Origin of the sequence: Xanthomonas sp. WHRI 8393, from assembly GCF_040203315.1 — a bacterium.
In the GTDB taxonomy this organism is placed as follows: Bacteria; Pseudomonadota; Gammaproteobacteria; order Xanthomonadales; family Xanthomonadaceae; genus Xanthomonas; species Xanthomonas arboricola.
On sequence record NZ_JBEGGL010000003.1, the window covers coordinates 437,263 to 454,580 of the forward strand.

The following is a 17,318-nucleotide window of genomic DNA, read 5'->3' on the forward strand; positions in this document are numbered from 1 at the left end:
CCTCGATCAACCGATCCGCACGCGCTCGTCGCCCTGTGCCGGGACCACCTGGCCGATGCGCCAATGCGCCAGCGACTGCGCATCCAGCGCCTGTTCCAGCGCGGCAGCCTGCTCGGGGGCGGCGATCAGCACGAAGCCGATGCCGCAGTTGAAGGTGCGCCACATTTCGGCATCGGCCACCGCGCCTTCGCGCTGCAGCCAGGCGAACACCGGCGGCAGCGTCCAGGCCTTGGCGTCGATGTCCAGGCCCAGGCCGTCGGGGATCACCCGGATGATGTTTTCGGTCAGCCCGCCGCCGGTGATGTGCGCCATGGCGTGGATGCTGTCGCCCTGCGACTTGAGCAGCGCCAGGATCGGCTTGACGTACAGCGCGGTGGGCGCCATCAGCGCATCGATCAGCTTGACGCCGTCGTCCAGCACCAGCTCGGCCGGTGAGCCGGCACGTTCGTAGATCTTGCGGATCAGCGAGTAGCCATTGGAATGCGGGCCGGACGAGGCGATGCCGATCAACACATCGCCCGCGCGCACCTGCGCGCCGTCCAGCAGCTGCGATTTTTCCACCGCGCCGACGGTGAAGCCGGCCAGGTCGTACTCGCCCGGCGGATACATGTCGGGCATCTCGGCGGTTTCGCCGCCGATCAGGGCGCAGCCGGACAGCTCGCAGCCGCGCGCGATGCCGCCGACCACCGCCGCGGCGGTGTCCACGTCCAGCTTGCCGGTGGCGAAATAATCTAAGAAGAACAACGGCTCGGCGCCCTGCACCAGCACGTCGTTGACGCACATGCCGACCAAGTCGATGCCGATGGTGTCGTGCCGTCCCAGCTGCTGCGCCAGCTTGAGCTTGGTACCGACGCCGTCGGTGCCGGACACCAGCACCGGCTCCCGGTACTTGCCGGACAGGTCGAACAAGGCGCCAAAACCACCCAGGCCGCCCATCACCTCCGGCCGGAAGCTGCGCTTGACCAGCGGCTTGATACGTTCGACCAATGCATTGCCGGCATCGATGTCGACACCTGCCTCACGGTAGGTCATGGGCGAGGGATTGGAAGGCGTTGGGCTGGTCACGGGCGGGGAGGGCTCGGCTGTAAAGGCGGCGATTTTAGCAGCCACGTTGGCGCTGGCGTCCCATTCGGGCAACAATTCACCCGGATACGCTTACGTCATGGAACCGTCGATGCGCCGCAGTCTCGCTTTCTTTCTCGCCCTCGTGGTCGCCATGCCCCTCGCGCCAGCCTTTGCGCAGGCCGATCTACGCACCGAAGGCGACGTCGCCAAGGCGCAAAGTGCCTACGAGGCCGAAGTGCCGGTCAACAGCCAGAGCGAGTCCGATCGCCCCGGTGCGCTGGCGCGCGCGCTGGGCGCGGTGCTGGGCAAGGTCTCCGGCGACCGCGGCGTGATGAGCCGCCCCGGCGTCTCGCAGGCATTGCGCGGCGCGCCGGGCTATGTCGAAAACTACGACTACCGTCAGGACCAGGGCACCTCGCGCACCGGCGCGCCGACCTTCCGCACCGTGCTGGTGGCGCGCTTCCGGCAATCTGACGTGGATGGCCTGATCGCCGCGCTGGGTCTGCCGGTGTGGCCGCTGCCGCGGCCCAAGCCGGTGCTGTGGCTGGCCATCGACGACGGCAGCGGCCCGCGCCTGGTCGGCGTGGCGCAGGCCAATGCCGCGCGCAGCGTGCTGGACCGGGCGATCGAGCGCGGCTACCGGCTCGGCCTGCCCGGCGGTGCGGCCGCCGAGCAGGTGCTGGCCGGCGCGATCTGGCGCAAGGACACCGCCACGGTGGCACGCGCCTCGGCCAAGTACAGCCCGCCGATGCAGTTGATCGGCAAGCTCTACCGCAATGACGCCGGCTGGACCGCCGACTGGGTCTTCGTCGACAACGGCAACGTGCTGTCCAGCTGGACCAGCAGCGACGCCGACGCGCGTCGCGCGATGGCTGCCGGTGCCGACGGCGCGGCCGATGCGCTGGTCAAGCGCTACGCCAAGCGGGTGGATTCGGGGGTGCCCGGGGTTTACCGCGCGGTGATCACCGGGATCGGCAGCGCCGACGATTACCTGCGCGTCTCTGCCGCATTGCAGGGCGTTTCGGTGGTGCGCAGCATCCGCCCGGTCAGCGCCAATGGCGACCGCATGGAAGTGGACCTGGAATTGCTCACGGGCATTTCCGGCCTCAACCGTATGCTCGGCGACAACAGCCCGTTGGTGCCCGTGTCGGTGCCGACCGAGGGCCCGATCATTCTCGAAAACGAGCACGCCGAGTACCGCCTGAAATGACTTTGACTCCCGAAGCCGAGATCGCCCTGTTTCTGCGTCGCCTGAAATGGGTGGCGGTGACTGTCGGCGTGCTGTGGGTGGTATCGCTGCTGTCGCCGATCCTGACGCCGTTCGTGCTGGCGCTGCTGCTGGCCTGGCTGGGCGACCCGCTGGTGGACCGTATCGAGCGCGCCGGCCGCTCCCGCAACATCGCGGTGGTGCTGGTATTCGTGCTGGCGCTGCTACTCTTCGTGCTGGCACTGATGATCCTGGTGCCGATGATCGAGCGCCAGATCATGACCCTGATCGACGCGCTGCCGCAGATGCGTGCCTGGGCGATCAGTACCGCGATCCCGTGGCTGGAAGCTAAGACCGGCGTGGAGCTGATGGGCTGGCTGGACCCGGAGCGCCTGATCGACTGGATCCGCAGCCACTGGGAGCAGGCCGGCGGCGCCGCCAAGACCTTCTTCGGCTACGTGCAGCGGTCGGGTTTTGCGATGGTGACCTGGGTGATCAACCTGGCGTTGCTGCCGATCCTGGCGTTCTATTTCCTGCGCGACTGGGACCGCCTGGTCGAGCGTGTGGCCGCGGTCATTCCGCGCGCCTACATCGGCACCGTGAGCCGGCTGGCGCAGGAATCCAACGACGTGCTGGGTGGCTTCATCCGCGGCCAGTTCCTGGTGATGCTGGCGCTGGGGGCGATCTACGCCGCCGGCCTGTCCATCATCGGGCTCAATCTGGGCCTGTTGATCGGCATCATCGCCGGCCTGATCAGCTTCATTCCGTATCTGGGCGCCACCACCGGTATCGTGCTCGCCCTGCTGGCGGCGGTGGTGCAGGCGCAGGGCTTCGACCTGAAGCTGCTGATTGGCGTCGGGGTGGTGTTCACCGTCGGCCAGCTGCTGGAAAGCTATGTGCTGACGCCGCGCATCGTCGGCGACAAGATCGGCCTGCATCCGGTGGCGGTGATCTTCGCGGTGATGGCGGGCGGCCAGTTGTTCGGCTTCCTCGGCATGCTGCTGGCGCTGCCGGTGGCGGCGGTGGCCAATGTGCTGCTGCGCTATGCGCATGAGCAGTACACGCGCAGCGATCTGTATGCGGGCGAACGTGCCGGCATCGTGTTGCAGTCCACCAACGAGCGCAGCGTGATCATCGACCCAAGCAAGGACACCGATCGGCTGTGAGCGTTCCGCAGTTGCCACTGGCGCTACGCGCGCCGCCCGATCAGCGATTCGATAGTTACATCGCTGCGCCCGACGGCCTGCTGTCGCAGCTGCAGGCGTTGGCAGTCGGGCAGGTGAGCGACTGGCTGTATCTGGCCGGCCCCGCCGGCACCGGCAAGACGCATCTGGCGCTGTCGTTGTGCGCCGCCGCCGAGCAGGCCGGGCGCGCCCCAGCGTACCTGCCTCTGCATGCTGCCACTGGCCGGTTGCGCGATGCGCTGGAAGCGCTGGAAGGGCGCAGCCTGGTCGCACTGGACGGCGTGGAAAGCATTGCCGGGCAGCGCGACGACGAAGTGGCGCTGTTCGATTTCCACAACCGCGCGCGCGCTGCCGGCACCACCTTGCTGTACACCGCGCGGCACATGCCCGACGGCCTGGCCTTGGTATTGCCGGATCTGCGCTCGCGGCTGTCGCAATGCGTCCGCATCAGCCTGCCGGTGCTCGACGACGCAGGGCGCGCGGCGGTGTTGCGCGATCGTGCGCAACGGCGCGGACTGGCACTGGACGAGGCGGCAATCGACTGGCTGCTGACCCATAGCGAACGCGAACTGGCAGGACTGGTGGCATTGCTGGACCGGCTGGATCGCGAATCGCTGGCTGCCAAGCGCCGCATCACCGTGCCGTTCCTGCGGCGGGTGCTGGAGGATCGCGGCTCTTCGAGCGGCTGACGGAATTACTGCGCTCAGCGCTAGGTAGGCGCAGGTTGCTTAGCGCTTCTCATCTGCACATCTATCGCCGTGTCCGGGCATTCGAGGCACATCGCCTGAAGCTTGTAGAGCAGCTGATCTGCGGGTTGGCTGCGTGGCCCTTGCCTGCCCACCATCGCAGGACACGCCGCAAGTACGTCCTTGTGGGCTCTGGCGCGGCATCCATGCCGCTCAAGGTCCCGCGACGGTAGGCGGGCAAGGACCTGTCGGGATGGTCGGTGCGCATGGACAAGAGCAGGAGCGGCGCCGGCGGTTTGGCTGCAAGTCCGGCGAGATGGTCGGTGTTTGGAGTTCTAGCAATGCGCGACGCGCGGCCAGGCATTTGCAGCGGCGTGGTTGCGATCAGCCGCCGTCGCGCAGCAACCGGGCATCCAGCTCCGCCAATCGCTGCGGCGTGCCGACATCGGTCCAGCGCCCGGCATGGTGGATACCATCGATCAGGCCTGATGCCATCTGCGCGCGCAGGATCGGCGCCAGCGCGAAGCGCGGCGCGGTGCCGGGGTGCTCTGGGAGCTGGCCGATGACCGACTGCCAATCGCGCAGCAACGCCGGTCGATACATGCCGATGCCGGCGTAGGTCAGCGTCGCGGGCAGATCTGCGCGCACCTTGCCATCGGCATCCAGCGCAAAGTCTGCGCGCGCCGCATAGGCGGGTTGATCGACCAGCACCAACTGCGCCAGGCCCGCCGGCGCAACCGACAGCTGCGCAAAATCGAAATCGGTCCAGATATCGCCGTTGACCAGCAGAAACGGGGCCTCGCCCAGCAACGGCAACGCATGCAACATGCCGCCGCCGGTTTCCAGCGGGGTGGCGCCCTCGAAGGAGTACGTCAGCCGCAGCCCGAACGCGCTGCCATCGCCCAGTCCCTGTGGAAACTGCTCGGCCAGCCACGAGGTATTGATCACCACCTCGTCCACGCCCAGCGCGGCCAGCTTGCGCAGATGCCAGACGATCAGCGGTGTGCCGCCGACCGACAGCAGGGGCTTGGGCGTGCGCTCGGTCAACGGACGCATGCGCTCGCCGAAACCGGCGGCGAAGATCAGTGCCTTCATGCGCCGACCTGTGCGGAGCGTGCCGCCAGGGCAGGTTTGATCAGGTCTTCCAGCAGGCCGATCAGTGGCGCAAGCTCGGGATGACGCGGCAACACCTCGTCCAGATAGACGATGAAACGCGGCACGTTATCCAGATACCAGTGCTTGCCGTCGCGATGGCTCAGGCGGGAGAAGATGCCGAGATTCTTCAGGTGCCGCTGCACGCCCATCCAGTCCGCATCGCGCAGGAATTGCGCCAGCGGCGGCACCGGCAATCCGGCCGCTGCGGCACGCGCGTGGTAGCGCTCCAGCCAGCCATCCACGCGCGCCAGCGGCCAACTCACCGAGGTGTCCTTGAACAAACTGATCGGGTCGTAGGCGATCGGCCCGATCACGCAATCCTGGAAATCCAGCACCGCCGGCCCGTCGCCGACCGGCATCAGATTGCGCGGCATGAAATCGCGGTGGGTAAAGACGCGCGGCTGCGCCAGTGCGTTGTCCATCAAGCGGCGCTGCACCAACTGCAGTTGTTCGGCCTGGCCGCAATCCAGCTGCAGGCCCAGGTGGCGACCAAGAAACCATTCTTCGAACAGGCCTGCATCGCGTTGCAGCAGCGCCTCGCCGAACACGCCGCTGTCAGCAGGCGGCGCAATGCGCTGCAGCAGCAGCAACTGGCTGATCGCAGCATCCAGCAACGCGTCGGCATTGGCGTCGGTCAGCACCTGCGCCAGGGTCGGCACGCCCAGGTCTTCCAGCAGCAGGAAGCCGGTTTCAAGATCCTGCGCAAGCACCTGCGGCACGCGCACGCCGTGGGTGCCGAGCAGAGCGTGCATGCGCAACCAGGGCGCCACGTTTTCCAATGCAGGTGGCGCATCCATCAGGATGCGGTCCACGCCGCGTCCTTGGGTACGCCAGTAACTGCGGAATCCCGCATCGACCGAGGCACGCTGCAGCGTGACCTCAGGGTCGTTCAACGCCTGCCGCGCCCATTGCAGACGAAGCGCAGCGCGCGCGGTATCGGGAGTCAACGATGACGTCATGGGTGAATGCTGTGTCGTGAAGTGAGGCGCCAGGTCGGCAGCGACGCCGGGTCGATCAACGCTTGCTGCCGCTGAACAGCCGCAGCAGCGCCAGGATCGCGATCGCACCCAGCAACGCGCCGAGGAAACCGGCCGGTTCGCCAGCGTGGTACCAGCCCATGTAACGGCCGAACCAGCTGGCCACCAATGCACCGGCGATGCCCAGCACGATGGTCAGCAGGCAACCCAGCCGCTGCGTGCCGGGCGTGATGAAACGGGCAAGCAGCCCGACCACGAAGCCGACCAGAATGATGTAAAGCCAGCTGTCGCTACCGAAGAGATTGTTCATCGCAGGCACCGAGGGAAGTGGGAGCGGCAGACTAGCATTCGCCGCCGCGGCAACCACATGGGCAGCACCGACTGCGACGAAGGCGTTGGGGTTATGTCCATGCGCGTGCCGCAGCGCACGGCAATGCCCCTGGGCCGCCCCGGCATGCGCGGGGCGGTCCAGGGGTCAATCAGCAGCAGCCATGCCCGCCATGACGGGTGCCGCTGTCGGCCACCACCGGCGAGCCGCTGGTCTCGCCTCGCAGGCAGGCGGCGTGGTGCTCGGCGATCACCTTGGACACGCAGGCCGTGACCCGCTTGCCCATCGGGATGTGCAGGAACTCGTTGGGGCCATGCGCATTGGAATGCGGGCCGAGCACGCCGGTGATCATGAACTGTGCGCCAGGAAACTTCTCGCCCAGCATGCCCATGAACGGGATCGAGCCGCCTTCGCCCATGTACATCGCCGGCTTGTCGAAGAACGCCAGGCTGGCGTCGTCGATGGCTTTTGCCAGCCATGGCGCCATCTCGGGCGCATTCCAGCCCGACGAGGCCTTTTCCAGTTCCAGCGTCACCTGTGCGCCGTTGGGTGGGTCGCGCAGCAAGGCCTCTTTCAGCAGTTCGCCACAGGCCTTGCCGTCGGCGGTTGGCGGCAGACGCAGCGACAGCTTCACCGCGGTCTGCGGACGCAGCACGTTGCCGGCCGACGCCAGCGGCGGCATGCCATCCACACCGGTGATCGACAACGCCGGGCGCCAGGTGCGGTTCAATACCAGCTCGGTAAGGTCGTCGTGCATCGGCACCAGGCCCTCGACCATCGGGAACTTGTCGAAGATGGCGGTATCCAGCGTCGCCGCCGCGGCCTTGGCCTGCGCCAGCCGTTCGGCCGGCACCTGCACATGCAGTCCGTCCAGCAGGATGCGACCGCTGGCTTCGTCCTCGATCCGCGACAGCAACTGGCGCAGCAGGCGGAAGCTGGACGGCACCACGCCGGAGGCATCGCCCGAATGCACGCCTTCCTCCAGCACCTTCACGCTCAGGTTGCCGCCGGTCAGCCCGCGCAGCGAGGTGGTGCACCACAGCTGCTCATAGTTGCCGCAGCCCGAATCCAGGCACACCACCAGCGATGGCTTGCCGATGCGTGCGGCCAGATGGTCGACGTAGGCCGGCAGGTCGTAGCTGCCGGATTCCTCGCAGGCCTCGATCAGCACCACGCAGCGTGCATGCGGCAGGCCCTGGGTGCGCAGCGCCAGTACCGCCGCCAGCGAACCGAAGATCGCGTAACCATCGTCGGCGCCACCGCGCCCGTACAGCTTGTCGTCGCGCAGCACCGGCTCCCATGGGCCGAGGTCGGCGTCCCAGCCGGTCATCTCCGGCTGCTTGTCCAGGTGGCCGTACAGCAGCACGGTGTCGTCGCCCGATTCGACACCGGTTGCCGGAATCTCGATGAAGATCAACGGCGTGCGGCCTTCCAGGCGCACCACCTCGACCTGCATGCCCTCGATGGCCTGCGCGCGCGCCCAGGTTTCCATCAGGGTGACCGCCTGCTCCATATAGCCGTGCGCGACCCAATCGGCGTCGAACATCGGCGATTTATTGGGGATGCGGATGTAATCGACCAATTGCGGGACGATCTCGCGGTCCCAGGTGTCGCTGATGAATTGGTCGATCTTGGCGCTGTCCATGGAGGCTCCGAATACGTGACGTAACGGCACATTCTACGCCCGTGCCTGGGGGTAGGTATTTCCCTACAAGGCGGCGCGCAGTTCACCGGCTGTGTGAAAAGTTCGTTGGCGATAGGATTGCTGCATGTGGCGCGGGACACTGGCTCGGCCGGCAGGAATGCTGGCTAGGACAATCACCCAAGCCACAAGGAGCGTTGCAATGAAGTCATTTACCGTAGCCCTGAAGTCCCTGCTACTGGTGTTGCTGTTGTCCTCGAATGCGTATGCACTCGACAAGGTCGATATCAACACCGCGTCTGCTGAGGAATTGGACAAGGTGCTGACGAACGTCGGGCGATCAAAAGCCGAGGCAATCGTCGAGCACCGACAGGCAAACGGTCCCTTCAAGAGTGCCGAGGAACTGGCACTGGTCAAGGGCATCGGACTCAAGACGGTCGAACGGAATCGAGACCTGATCGAAGTGGGAGCCACGATGGCTCCCGCCAAGAAGGCTGCCAAGGGGGCGGCGGTGAAACCGGTGGGACGGCGTTAACGGGAAAGGATCCGAGATACGGTTCGACGCGAGGATGCGTGGCCGCAACCTAACTGGACAGGATGTCTGGGGGATGGCTGGAAGCCGACAAGGACGTGGAATCGCCCGGTGTTGCACTTGGATGTGCAGCCGGGCGTTTTTCGTTTTGGGTCCGCGTGGGTTGCGAGCGCACGCAAGCATCGATGACTGCGGGAAACCAGCGCCCTCCGCATGAAGCGCTACTCACTCCGTGAGGCACCCGCCGCTTCGTGGGTATCGGCCACACCCTCGAGTTGAAACTTGGCATTGAGGCTCAGGCACTTCAGTAGCCCTGAAGCACCGCATGACGGCTTGGCGCCGCGCTTGCGGCACAATGCGCCCATGCAGCTGACAGACCTGAGCAGCCGGGTGATTCCGGCCACCGAGTACCGCCGCGAGCGGTGGCGCAATCAACTGGGCTGGACGCGCGAGATCCTGCGCCTCGGCGACGCCGATGCGTGGTCGCTACGCCTGTCGATTGCCGAGATCGAGCAGGATGCGGCGTTTTCCGCGTTCCCGGGCATCGATCGCGAGCTGGTGCTGTTGCACGGCAATGGCATGCGGCTGCAGTTTGGCGATGCTGTCAGCGGTAGGGTCAGCGACACCGACACAAGCACAGGCAACGACACCAGCACAGGCACCGATGCAGGCATTGGCATCGGCACGGCTACTAGCGGCGGCGTCAGCAAAAGCGATAGCGGCAGTGGCAATGGCAATTGCAATTGCAATGGCAATAAGGCCAGTGGCGCTGACCAGGGCGACCATGCCGCCGGCGCCGCTGCCGACGTTCCTGGCAGCAATCATCGCAGCTGCGAGTTGCTGCCGCCGCACCAGCGCGTCCGATTTGCAGGCGAGGAAACGGTACATGCCACGCTGCTCGACGGGCCAACCCAGGATTTCAACCTGATGTGGCGGCGCGATCGGCTGCAGACCGAACTGCTGCACCGGCCGCTGGTCGGCACCATGCTGTTTTTCGCCGACCCGCGCAGCGCCTGGGCGATCCACCTGCTGGCAGGCCAGGCCAGCTTCGGGCGCGAGAGTGGCCTGCCACCGCTGGCTGCCGGCGATACCGCGTGGCTGAGCGCCTCCACACGCACGCGCCATGTGCTCGACGGCGGCGGCGAGCTGCTGGCGATCCGGGTGAGCCCGGTCTAGGGCCTTTCACGTATCTGCGAGCAGGGCGCGCCTCCTGGCACGCGCCCGGATGCATTCGTGTCAACGCAGACAAGCGACGGCATCGCTGTGCCAACTGGCTAGGGAACAGTGCAGGCGCCGGGAGTGGTTCCGGCAATTCCAGGGGGAAACCATGAGTACCATCAGCTCGGTCGGAGCCGGCTATGCCGCCTACCCGTCCTATGCAAGCCGCAGTGCGACCACCGGCAACGCCGCATCCGCCGCACAGGCGGAAAAAACCAATCCGCTGACGCAGTTGTTCAAATCCATCGATAGCGACAGCGATGGCAGCCTGACCGCGTCCGAGCTATCGACCGCGCTGTCGTCCAATAGCGATGACGACAGCAAGATCGACATCGACGGGCTGCTGAGCATGCTCGATCAGGATGGTGGCGGCACCGTCAGCGAGAGCGAACTGGCGCAGGCCTTGCCGCCGCCTCCGCCACCGCCGGGTGAGCAAGGACAGGATGTGCAGTCCTTGTTTGCCGGCCTGGACAGCGATGGCGACGACAGTGTCAGCAGCGGTGAATTGAGCACGCTGGTCAATGGCGACAGTGCGTCGAGCACGCAGCTGCTGGACCTGCTCGACAGCGACAAGAGCGGGGCGTTGAGTCTGCAGGAGCTGCAGGAGGCGATGCAGCCGCGCGATCCGCCACCGCGACCGCCGTCATCGGCCGATGCATCCAGCAGCGACGGCACACAGCAGGCGTATGCAGCGTTGGTGCAGATGGCCGTGGGGCAGTACCGCAGCATTGGCGGCAGCGCGACAACGAGCAATCTGGTCGATCTGGCAGCGTAATGCGGTGATCGAGAGAGAATGGGGAAGCCGGAGCGCGGTCCTGGATCAGCCGGTGCGTCTAGCGCGCAGCCACCGCAAGCAGGGATGTTGCGGATTTCAGCAGCAGACGCGCTGTGAGTGTCTGCGTAATCGCTTTGTTGAGCGCTTTTGGCGGTGCCGCGTGCGATGGTTCAGTACACGTCGCGGCGATAGCGCCCGCTGCCCAGCAGTTCCTGTCTGACATCGGCTCCGAGGATGCAATCCAGCGTGCGGTCGAGTTCGGGTGCCATGCCGCGCAGACTGCCGCAGACGTAGATGCAGGCACCTTGATCAATCCAATGACGCAGGCGATCGGCGGCCGCGGCCAGCGCGTGTTGGACGTAATGCGGTGGCTGTGGTTGATCGCGCGAGTAGACAAGATCCAGGCGCTCGATCCAGCCGTCCTGATGCCACTGCTGCAACTCGTCGGCATACAGCGCGTCGTGCGCGGCATTGCGTTCGCCGAACAGCAGCCAGTTGCGCCGCGCGCCGGCTGCGATGCGTGCACGCAGATGCGCGCGCAGACCGGCGATGCCGGTGCCATTGCCGATCAGCAGCATCGGCTGGTCGGGTGCGGGCGGGTGGAAGCCGGGGTTGCTGCGCAGGCGCAGCGCGATGGCTGCGCCGATCGGTGCATGGACGCAGAGCCAGCCGCTACCCAGCCCCAGGCTGCCGTCGGCGTGCCGATGCTCGCGTACCAGCAGTTCTGCATGGCCTTCCTCGGGAATGGATGCGAGCGAATAGTCGCGATGGGGCAGGGTGACCAGGCGGCGCACCATTGCTTCTGCGTCCATTGTGGAACTGTCGCCTGCAGTTCTAGCTCTGCCTGTAGTCGCACCTGTATTCGCACCCACACCTCGGTCGCTTTTGACTCCGGCTTCTGCTTCCGCTTCCGCATCGGGGCTGGCACCGGCACCCACATCGATACCGAAAGCGGCATCGGCATCGATGGGAAGTTGTGCGCCGCCGAGCCAGTCGCGCAGGCGGCGGCTGTCGATCTGCTGCGCGCCATCGTAGTGGTTACGCCGCAGCCAGGACTCCACCGCATCCGGGGCGTGACGCGGTGCGATCTCCGCGATATCGCCTGCGCTCCACTGCGGCAACGCGCCATCGCATGGCGTCAGGCGCAGCCGGTAAATCGGCGCACCCGCACTGCCGGGATTGACGTGGACACGTTCGCATAGCTGCCAGGTGGTGTAGGTGGGCAGGCTCCAGTCGGGTTGCGTCGCGAGTGCGGGCGCCAGTTCCGCCAGACGGCGTTGCCAGTGCTGCAGGGCGTTGGGGTCAGCGTTATCGACCTCGATGCGTTCAAACAGGCGAGTGGCGCCGCGCGCCTGCAGGCGATCGTCGAGGCGTCGGCCGAACGCGCAGTAGTGCGCGTAACCACGGTCGCCAAGCGCCAGCACTGCGTACTGCACCGCCGTCAGATCCTGTGCGTGGTCGGCACGCCAGGCGCGCTCAGCGGCCTGCGCATGGTCGGGCGCATCGCCTTCGCCGGTGGTGCTGACGATGCACAGCAGCCGCGGCACGCGTGCGAGTTGATCGCTATCGACGGCTTCGATCGGCAGCGCATGCGCACCGACGCCGGCCGATTGCAGCGCGGCAACGCTGCGTTGCGCCAGCTCACGCGCAAATCCGGTCTGGCTTGCCCAGACGATCAACACGCCGCTGGCGTCTGCGCGTTGTGCGCCGACGCGCTTGCGGGCACGCAGCAGCACGACCGCGCACAGGCCCAGATACATTGCCAGGCCGAGCGCTGCCAGTTGCCAGCGATGCGGCGTGGGTGGGCTCCACCATGCGCCCTCATGCAGGCCGGCCAGCCAGCCGACGATGACCGCAAGCGCCAGCAGAGCGAGCCCGTTGCCCAGCCACACGCGTGAGGTGGTGTTGCTCATGACGCGGACAGGTGGCGTTCGAATGCCGGGCTCATGGATTCGAGCAGGATGCCGTCCTTGCGTGCAAGGAATCGCACGGCCAGGTCCGCCTTGCGTGCATGGGCAAGACCGGCATCAACGCCAAGCACGGTCATCGCGGTGGCCCAGGCATCGGCCTGCATCGCATCGGGCGCGAGTACGGTGACCGCCGCAGGGGCATGCGGAACGGGCGCGCCGGTGCGTGGGTCGAAGGTGTGCGTGTAGCGTGTGCCATCGGCATCGAAGCGGTGCCAGCGATCGCCGGAGGTGGCGACCGCCAGGCCGTCCAGCACCAGCACGCGTGGTGGCAGCGCGCTGCCGGCATCTTCGTCGGGGGCGGATTCGACCAGCACGCGCCACGCGCTGGCATCGGGCTTGCGTCCGTAGCCGAACAATTCGCCGCCGACCTCGATCAATGCACTGTCGATACCCGACTGCAGCAATGCGCGATGCACGCAGTCCACACCGAAGCCCTTGGCGATGCCGGACAGATCCAGCGCCGCTGCGCCCGGCTGCAGCACACGCCTGCCATCCAGCTGCAGGCGTTGCCAGCCGCAACGCAGGCTCGCCAATGCGATCGCCTGCGCTTCCGGCACACGCCGGCGCGTGCCGGCGGCGCCGAAGCCCCATAGCTCGACCATCGGGCCAACCGTGGGATCGAAGGCACCCTCGCTGGCCTGTGCGGTCTCCAATGCTGCGCTCAGCACTGCGTGGAATTCGTCGGGCAGGTGATGCCAGCTGCCCGCCGGTGCGCGGTTGTAACGGCTGATATCCGAATCGGCCTCCCAGGTACTCATCTGCGCGACCACGCGATCCAGCGCGGCCTGGATGCACGCATGCAAGGGGTGCAGATCGCGTCCGCGCGGCGCCACCAGCTTCACGCTCCAGGTGGTGCCCATGCTGCGGCCGCCGAGCGTGGCAATGGCGTGGTCGGCGGAAGACGATGCGGGCATGGACGGGTCTTATGAGGATGGGGCGGCAGGATGCACGCTGTGTGCGCTCCTGCCGCGTGCCGGCAGATTACTGCGGCAATACTTCCAGGGTGGCGACATAGCCCAGGCGGCGCTGCTTGGCCTGCGGCAGCGAGGTCTTGGTGTCTTCGGTGGTGGTTTCCAGCCAGTACATGCCCGGCTCCGGCCAGGTCACGCTGAAGCCGCCCTTGGCATCGGTTTTGAGCTTGATCTCGTTCTGCGCATCGCGATAGCGGGTGCCGCCGCGCACGATCTCGATCTCCAGCCCGGCGGCCGGTTTGCCATCCAGCTGCAGCGTGAATTGTGCCGCTTCGCCGGCAACCAGATCGTTGGGATGGGTCACCGGAATCAACTCGATGCCCTTGCCGGCGGGCTTGAAGACCGTGGTGGTCGGCGCACCGCGGGTGACGAAGGTCTCCACCCGATTGAAGGACTGCGAGACCTGTAGATCCTGCGCGTTCTTCGGCACCTCGGTGGCGAAGCGGGTTTCGTCGCCACGCCAGCGCTTGGGCTTGCCGTCTTCCTTCCAGCTGGCGAACAGGCCGGCGTTGACGATGCTCAGCTTGTAGGTGCCCGGCTGGGTGAGCTGCAGGTCGAACACGCTGCGGTACTTGCCGGTGGCCGGATTTTCCGGCTTGAGCGCGCTGCCATCGGGCGCGGTGATGCTCAGGTTGTCCAGGCGCAGCGGCACGTGGTTGAAGTAGAACAGGTCGTTGGACACCGCTGCATCCACGGTGATCCACGGCGCCTCACCGGCGATGACGGTCTGCGACGGCAGCAACCAGGCCTTGTGGGCGAGTGCGCTGAGCGGCAGTGCGGCGAGCATGGCGATCAGGACGAGCGAACGTTTCATGACAACTCCTTGAAGGACGATGAGGACAGTGGGTCACGTGTCTGATCAGCGCGCAGGTATGGCGCTGCGTGGATGCGTGGGAAGCGAATGTGTCTGGCAACGCGATGCATTGCGCAGCTGCGCCGTGGCCGGCCGCGTGTGCTGCGCGCGGCCGCCATCAGCAGGCAATGCTCAGGGTTTTGCGACCAGGCTGATGGCGCCGAGCTCGCTGCTGCCGCTGGCCTTGGCGGTCTGCGCAGACTTTGCCGGCCAGGTAAAGGGCACCTTGACCAGCTCGCGGCCGCCGACCTCGCGCGCGGCTTCCACCACCAGCGTGTACTGGCCGGGCGGCAGCGACTTCAACGCGCCCTTGGTGTCGGAGAACGACAACGCATGCGCGCCGGCCGGACGGGTGGGGCCGGTGACGCCGTCGACCGGCACCTCGAGGGTGCGCCCGCTCTTGCGCCACCACTGGCGCAGGTCCGGCAGCCACTTGGTGCCGTGGCCTTCGGCGGTGTCCTTGGATTGATACCAGACCGCCAGATTGGCGGCGACCTTCTGGTCCGCACCTTCCAGCCAGATCGCCACGTATGGGCGGTGATATTCGGCGACGTTGAGCTTGGGGATCTCGACGTTGATGTCGAGCGTGGCGGCGTATGCCGGCATGGCGAGCAGGCCGCTCAGGGCGATGGTCAGGGTGGCGCGCATGATCGTCTCCGGTAGGAAAAAGTCAGTGGATCAACAGCAGGGCGAGCAGCAACGGAATCAGCAGACCCAGGCCGACCAATGGCCAGGTCATGCGGCGCTGGCGCGCATGCAGATGCAGCAGGAACAGCCCGGTGATGCAGAACACCAGGCAGGCGATGGCGAACACGTCGATGAACCAGCCCCAGGCCGGCCCGGCATTGCGTCCCTTGTGCAGATCGTTGAGATAGGCGATGGCGCCGCGCCCGGTACGCTCGTATTCGATCGCGCCGGTGCCGCGGTCCAGGCTCAGCCAGGCATCGCCGCCAGGACGCGGCAGCGCCAAATACACCTCGTCGGCCGACCATTCGCCGGCACGCGTGCCGATGCTGATATCCAGCTCACGCCCCAGCCATTGCGCCACGCGTGGCGGCAGCGGGGCATCGCCGTCCTCGCGGCTGCCCAGGGACTTGAGCAGGGCCGGCGGCAGCGTGAGCGTGCGGTGTTCGGTCGAGGGGCTGGCTTCGATGCGCGCGGCATGGTTCAAGGTCAGCCCGGTGATGGCGAACAGCAGCATGCCGATCAGGCACAGCGCCGAACTGATCCAATGCCATTGATGCAGCATGCGCAGCCAGAAACCGCGGCGTTGCTGGGTGGTGGCAAGAGTGTCGTTGGAGGTCGCCATGGCGCGCTCAGGCCACACCCGCCGCAAGCGACGGCTGCAGGTAAGATTGCCGCGCGGCCACTTCGCCCAGCAACGCGCGCAGACGTGGCTGCGTTGCACCCGCCAGCAATGGCGTGAGTTGTTGCAGGAAGCCGGCATGCCCGCCGGCGATCGCACGGCGCATCCATCGCTCGGCCTGATCGATGTCGCCGGCGTCTGCGAGCAAGGTCGCGTAACCGGCCTGGCCGCGGAAATCGCCGGCTTCGGCGGAACGTCGGTACCAGTGGCGCGCGGCGACCGGATCGGCAGCGCAGGCCAGGCCCTGGTCGAGATAGCGCGCCACGAAGTTCATCGATTTGGCATGTCCGCGTTCGGCGGCGGTGCGATACAGCGCCAACGCCTGCGCGTGGTCCTGCGCCACGCCGCGGCCGGAGCCGTACAGATGGGCGAGGTTGTACATGCCCCAATCCAGCCCATGCTCGGCGGCGCGGCGGTACCACAGCGCCGCCAGCACCTCATTGCACGCGGTGCCGAAGCCCAGTTCGTGGCAGCGCCCCAACTGGCTCATCGCTTCCGCATGCCCGGCATTGGCGGCGACCTCGTACCACAGCATCGCCATGGCCGGATCGGCGGGGATGCCGCGGCCTTCGGCGTAGAGCTGGGCGAGCAGCAGTTGCGCGGCCAGATCCTGGCGCTCGGCGGCCTTGCGTAGCAGCGCGACCGCGCGATCGGGGTGCGTGTGCAGCAGCTCGATCAGCTGCGCCGGGTCCAGTGCGGGCTCAGACATCGGCCCATTGCCGCAACAGGTTGTGATACACGCCGGTGAGCTGGATCAGCGACGGATGGCCAGGGGTGTCCTGGGTGAGCCGCCGGATCGACACATCCAGTTCGAACAGCAGGCGACGCTGCGCATCGTCGCGCAGCATGCTTTGGGTCCAGAAGAAACAGGCGACACGCGCGCCGCGGGTCACCGGCATCACCCGATGCAGGCTGGTGCCGGGATAGATCACCAGGTGCCCGGCCGGCAGCTTCACCGACTGCGTGCCGTAGGTGTCTTCGATCACCAGCTCGCCGCCGTCGTAGCTGTCCGGGTCGCTGAGAAACAAGGTAGCGGAGACATCGGTGCGCACGGGATCTGCGCCGCCGCGACTGCGGTCGTAGCGGATCGCGTTGTCGACGTGGTAGCCGAACGATTGCCCGCCGCTGTAGCGATTGAACAGCGGCGGATAGATGCGCCGCGGCAAGACCGCCGAAAAGAACGTGCTGCTGCGCGAGAGTGCGTCCAGCACCAGCGCGCTGGCCTCGCGTGCGACGGCGCTGTCTTCGGGCAGTTGTGCGTTGTCCTTGGCCTGCGCCGACTGATGGCCGGCGGTGATGCGGCCGTCCGCCCAGTCGGCCGCGTCCAGCCGCGCGCGCAGCTCGGCGAGCTGGGCGGGGCTGAGCACATCGGGAATGGGCAGCAACATG

General features: G+C 66.7%; 18 protein-coding genes. 6 read left to right on the forward strand and 12 right to left on the reverse strand.

Features of this window, described 5'->3' with window-relative positions:
* Positions 1-6: 6 nt before the first annotated feature.
* Positions 7-1,140: a phosphoribosylformylglycinamidine cyclo-ligase gene (purM, locus tag ABQ137_RS12325; RefSeq protein ID WP_179465435.1), complete on the reverse strand. Its 1,134-nt coding sequence runs from the start codon at positions 1,138-1,140 to the stop codon at positions 7-9.
* A 22-nt stretch (positions 1,141-1,162) separates the two neighbouring features.
* On the opposite strand from purM, the gene ABQ137_RS12330 reads away from it, so the two are divergent.
* Genes ABQ137_RS12330 through hda form a run of 3 tightly spaced genes read left to right on the forward strand, consistent with a single transcriptional unit; the run spans position 1,163 to position 4,145 of the window.
* Positions 1,163-2,275 carry a DUF2066 domain-containing protein gene (locus ABQ137_RS12330; RefSeq protein ID WP_054591457.1) on the forward strand — a complete coding sequence of 371 codons (1,113 nt, stop codon included), beginning with the start codon at positions 1,163-1,165 and terminating at the stop codon, positions 2,273-2,275.
* Positions 2,272-3,438, forward strand: a complete 1,167-nt coding sequence (locus ABQ137_RS12335; protein ID WP_039813322.1) for an AI-2E family transporter — start codon at positions 2,272-2,274, stop codon at positions 3,436-3,438. The genes ABQ137_RS12330 and ABQ137_RS12335 overlap by 4 nt, the downstream gene beginning before the upstream one ends.
* Positions 3,435-4,145 (forward strand): DnaA regulatory inactivator Hda, encoded by a 711-nt coding sequence (gene hda, locus ABQ137_RS12340; RefSeq protein WP_245102719.1) that lies wholly within the window; start codon positions 3,435-3,437, stop codon positions 4,143-4,145. Before ABQ137_RS12335 ends, hda begins: the two co-directional genes overlap by 4 nt.
* Positions 4,146-4,526: 381 nt before the next feature.
* Here the strand turns inward: hda and murU are convergent, their stop codons facing one another.
* The 4 genes from murU to ABQ137_RS12360 all read right to left on the reverse strand — a co-directional run bounded on the left by murU (position 4,527) and on the right by ABQ137_RS12360 (position 8,247).
* Positions 4,527-5,237 carry an N-acetylmuramate alpha-1-phosphate uridylyltransferase MurU gene (murU, locus tag ABQ137_RS12345; protein WP_349782660.1) on the reverse strand — a complete coding sequence of 237 codons (711 nt, stop codon included), beginning with the start codon at positions 5,235-5,237 and terminating at the stop codon, positions 4,527-4,529.
* Positions 5,234-6,256 carry an aminoglycoside phosphotransferase family protein gene (locus tag ABQ137_RS12350; RefSeq protein ID WP_349782662.1) on the reverse strand — a complete coding sequence of 341 codons (1,023 nt, stop codon included), beginning with the start codon at positions 6,254-6,256 and terminating at the stop codon, positions 5,234-5,236. Before ABQ137_RS12350 ends, murU begins: the two co-directional genes overlap by 4 nt.
* Positions 6,257-6,311: 55 nt before the next feature.
* Positions 6,312-6,584, reverse strand: a complete 273-nt coding sequence (locus tag ABQ137_RS12355; protein WP_054591453.1) for a GlsB/YeaQ/YmgE family stress response membrane protein — start codon at positions 6,582-6,584, stop codon at positions 6,312-6,314.
* A gap of 169 nt (positions 6,585-6,753) precedes the next feature.
* Positions 6,754-8,247 (reverse strand): M20 family metallopeptidase, encoded by a 1,494-nt coding sequence (locus ABQ137_RS12360; RefSeq protein ID WP_349782664.1) that lies wholly within the window; start codon positions 8,245-8,247, stop codon positions 6,754-6,756.
* Positions 8,248-8,404: 157 nt separating this feature from the next.
* Here ABQ137_RS12360 and ABQ137_RS12365 point away from each other — a divergent pair, with 157 nt between their 5' ends.
* The 3 genes from ABQ137_RS12365 to xopAW all read left to right on the forward strand — a co-directional run bounded on the left by ABQ137_RS12365 (position 8,405) and on the right by xopAW (position 10,769).
* Positions 8,405-8,779 carry a ComEA family DNA-binding protein gene (locus tag ABQ137_RS12365; RefSeq protein ID WP_308409822.1) on the forward strand — a complete coding sequence of 125 codons (375 nt, stop codon included), beginning with the start codon at positions 8,405-8,407 and terminating at the stop codon, positions 8,777-8,779.
* 360 nt (positions 8,780-9,139) lie between these two features.
* The gene (locus ABQ137_RS12370; protein ID WP_349782666.1) at positions 9,140-9,952 is read left to right on the forward strand and encodes a HutD/Ves family protein; all 813 of its coding nucleotides are present in this window, start codon (positions 9,140-9,142) and stop codon (positions 9,950-9,952) included.
* Positions 9,953-10,103: 151 nt separating this feature from the next.
* Entirely contained in the window at positions 10,104-10,769 is a 666-nt protein-coding gene (gene xopAW / locus ABQ137_RS12375; protein ID WP_184613384.1) for an EF-hand domain-containing protein, read from the forward strand.
* A 170-nt stretch (positions 10,770-10,939) separates the two neighbouring features.
* Here xopAW and ABQ137_RS12380 read toward each other — a convergent pair whose 3' ends face one another.
* From ABQ137_RS12380 to ABQ137_RS12410, 7 genes are all read right to left on the reverse strand, one after another.
* Positions 10,940-12,682 carry a flavodoxin domain-containing protein gene (locus ABQ137_RS12380; RefSeq protein WP_349782668.1) on the reverse strand — a complete coding sequence of 581 codons (1,743 nt, stop codon included), beginning with the start codon at positions 12,680-12,682 and terminating at the stop codon, positions 10,940-10,942.
* Entirely contained in the window at positions 12,679-13,653 is a 975-nt protein-coding gene (locus tag ABQ137_RS12385) for an FAD:protein FMN transferase (RefSeq protein ID WP_349782670.1), read from the reverse strand. Before ABQ137_RS12385 ends, ABQ137_RS12380 begins: the two co-directional genes overlap by 4 nt.
* Before the next feature lie 67 nt (positions 13,654-13,720).
* Positions 13,721-14,524 (reverse strand): DUF4198 domain-containing protein, encoded by an 804-nt coding sequence (locus ABQ137_RS12390; RefSeq protein ID WP_102253727.1) that lies wholly within the window; start codon positions 14,522-14,524, stop codon positions 13,721-13,723.
* 171 nt (positions 14,525-14,695) lie between these two features.
* On the reverse strand, positions 14,696-15,211 hold the full coding sequence (locus ABQ137_RS12395; RefSeq protein WP_039519819.1) for a DUF2271 domain-containing protein: 516 nt from the start codon (positions 15,209-15,211) through the stop codon (positions 14,696-14,698).
* A gap of 22 nt (positions 15,212-15,233) precedes the next feature.
* Positions 15,234-15,872 (reverse strand): PepSY-associated TM helix domain-containing protein, encoded by a 639-nt coding sequence (locus ABQ137_RS12400; RefSeq protein WP_349782672.1) that lies wholly within the window; start codon positions 15,870-15,872, stop codon positions 15,234-15,236.
* 7 nt (positions 15,873-15,879) lie between these two features.
* Positions 15,880-16,638, reverse strand: coding sequence for a tetratricopeptide repeat protein (locus tag ABQ137_RS12405; protein WP_349782674.1), 759 nt, complete (start codon positions 16,636-16,638; stop codon positions 15,880-15,882).
* Positions 16,631-17,317, reverse strand: a complete 687-nt coding sequence (locus ABQ137_RS12410; protein WP_047126919.1) for a Fe2+-dependent dioxygenase — start codon at positions 17,315-17,317, stop codon at positions 16,631-16,633. Before ABQ137_RS12410 ends, ABQ137_RS12405 begins: the two co-directional genes overlap by 8 nt.
* Position 17,318 lies beyond the last annotated feature (1 nt).

Excerpts from the sequence above, each read along its gene's own strand:
- ABQ137_RS12400 (WP_349782672.1), bottom strand. The coding sequence starts at position 15,872 with ATGGCGACCTCCAACGACACTCTTGCCACCACCCAGCAACGCCGCGGT.
- ABQ137_RS12390 (WP_102253727.1), bottom strand. The coding sequence starts at position 14,524 with ATGAAACGTTCGCTCGTCCTGATCGCCATGCTCGCCGCACTGCCGCTC.
- ABQ137_RS12350 (WP_349782662.1), bottom strand. The coding sequence starts at position 6,256 with ATGACGTCATCGTTGACTCCCGATACCGCGCGCGCTGCGCTTCGTCTG.
- murU (WP_349782660.1), bottom strand. The coding sequence starts at position 5,237 with ATGAAGGCACTGATCTTCGCCGCCGGTTTCGGCGAGCGCATGCGTCCG.
- ABQ137_RS12335 (WP_039813322.1), top strand. The coding sequence starts at position 2,272 with ATGACTTTGACTCCCGAAGCCGAGATCGCCCTGTTTCTGCGTCGCCTG.
- ABQ137_RS12380 (WP_349782668.1), bottom strand. The coding sequence starts at position 12,682 with ATGAGCAACACCACCTCACGCGTGTGGCTGGGCAACGGGCTCGCTCTG.
- xopAW (WP_184613384.1), top strand. The coding sequence starts at position 10,104 with ATGAGTACCATCAGCTCGGTCGGAGCCGGCTATGCCGCCTACCCGTCC.
- ABQ137_RS12410 (WP_047126919.1), bottom strand. The coding sequence starts at position 17,317 with ATGTTGCTGCCCATTCCCGATGTGCTCAGCCCCGCCCAGCTCGCCGAG.
- ABQ137_RS12395 (WP_039519819.1), bottom strand. The coding sequence starts at position 15,211 with ATGCGCGCCACCCTGACCATCGCCCTGAGCGGCCTGCTCGCCATGCCG.
- ABQ137_RS12355 (WP_054591453.1), bottom strand. The coding sequence starts at position 6,584 with ATGAACAATCTCTTCGGTAGCGACAGCTGGCTTTACATCATTCTGGTC.
- ABQ137_RS12365 (WP_308409822.1), top strand. The coding sequence starts at position 8,405 with ATGCTGGCTAGGACAATCACCCAAGCCACAAGGAGCGTTGCAATGAAG.
- ABQ137_RS12370 (WP_349782666.1), top strand. The coding sequence starts at position 9,140 with ATGCAGCTGACAGACCTGAGCAGCCGGGTGATTCCGGCCACCGAGTAC.
- ABQ137_RS12385 (WP_349782670.1), bottom strand. The coding sequence starts at position 13,653 with ATGCCCGCATCGTCTTCCGCCGACCACGCCATTGCCACGCTCGGCGGC.
- ABQ137_RS12330 (WP_054591457.1), top strand. The coding sequence starts at position 1,163 with ATGGAACCGTCGATGCGCCGCAGTCTCGCTTTCTTTCTCGCCCTCGTG.
- ABQ137_RS12360 (WP_349782664.1), bottom strand. The coding sequence starts at position 8,247 with ATGGACAGCGCCAAGATCGACCAATTCATCAGCGACACCTGGGACCGC.
- ABQ137_RS12405 (WP_349782674.1), bottom strand. The coding sequence starts at position 16,638 with ATGTCTGAGCCCGCACTGGACCCGGCGCAGCTGATCGAGCTGCTGCAC.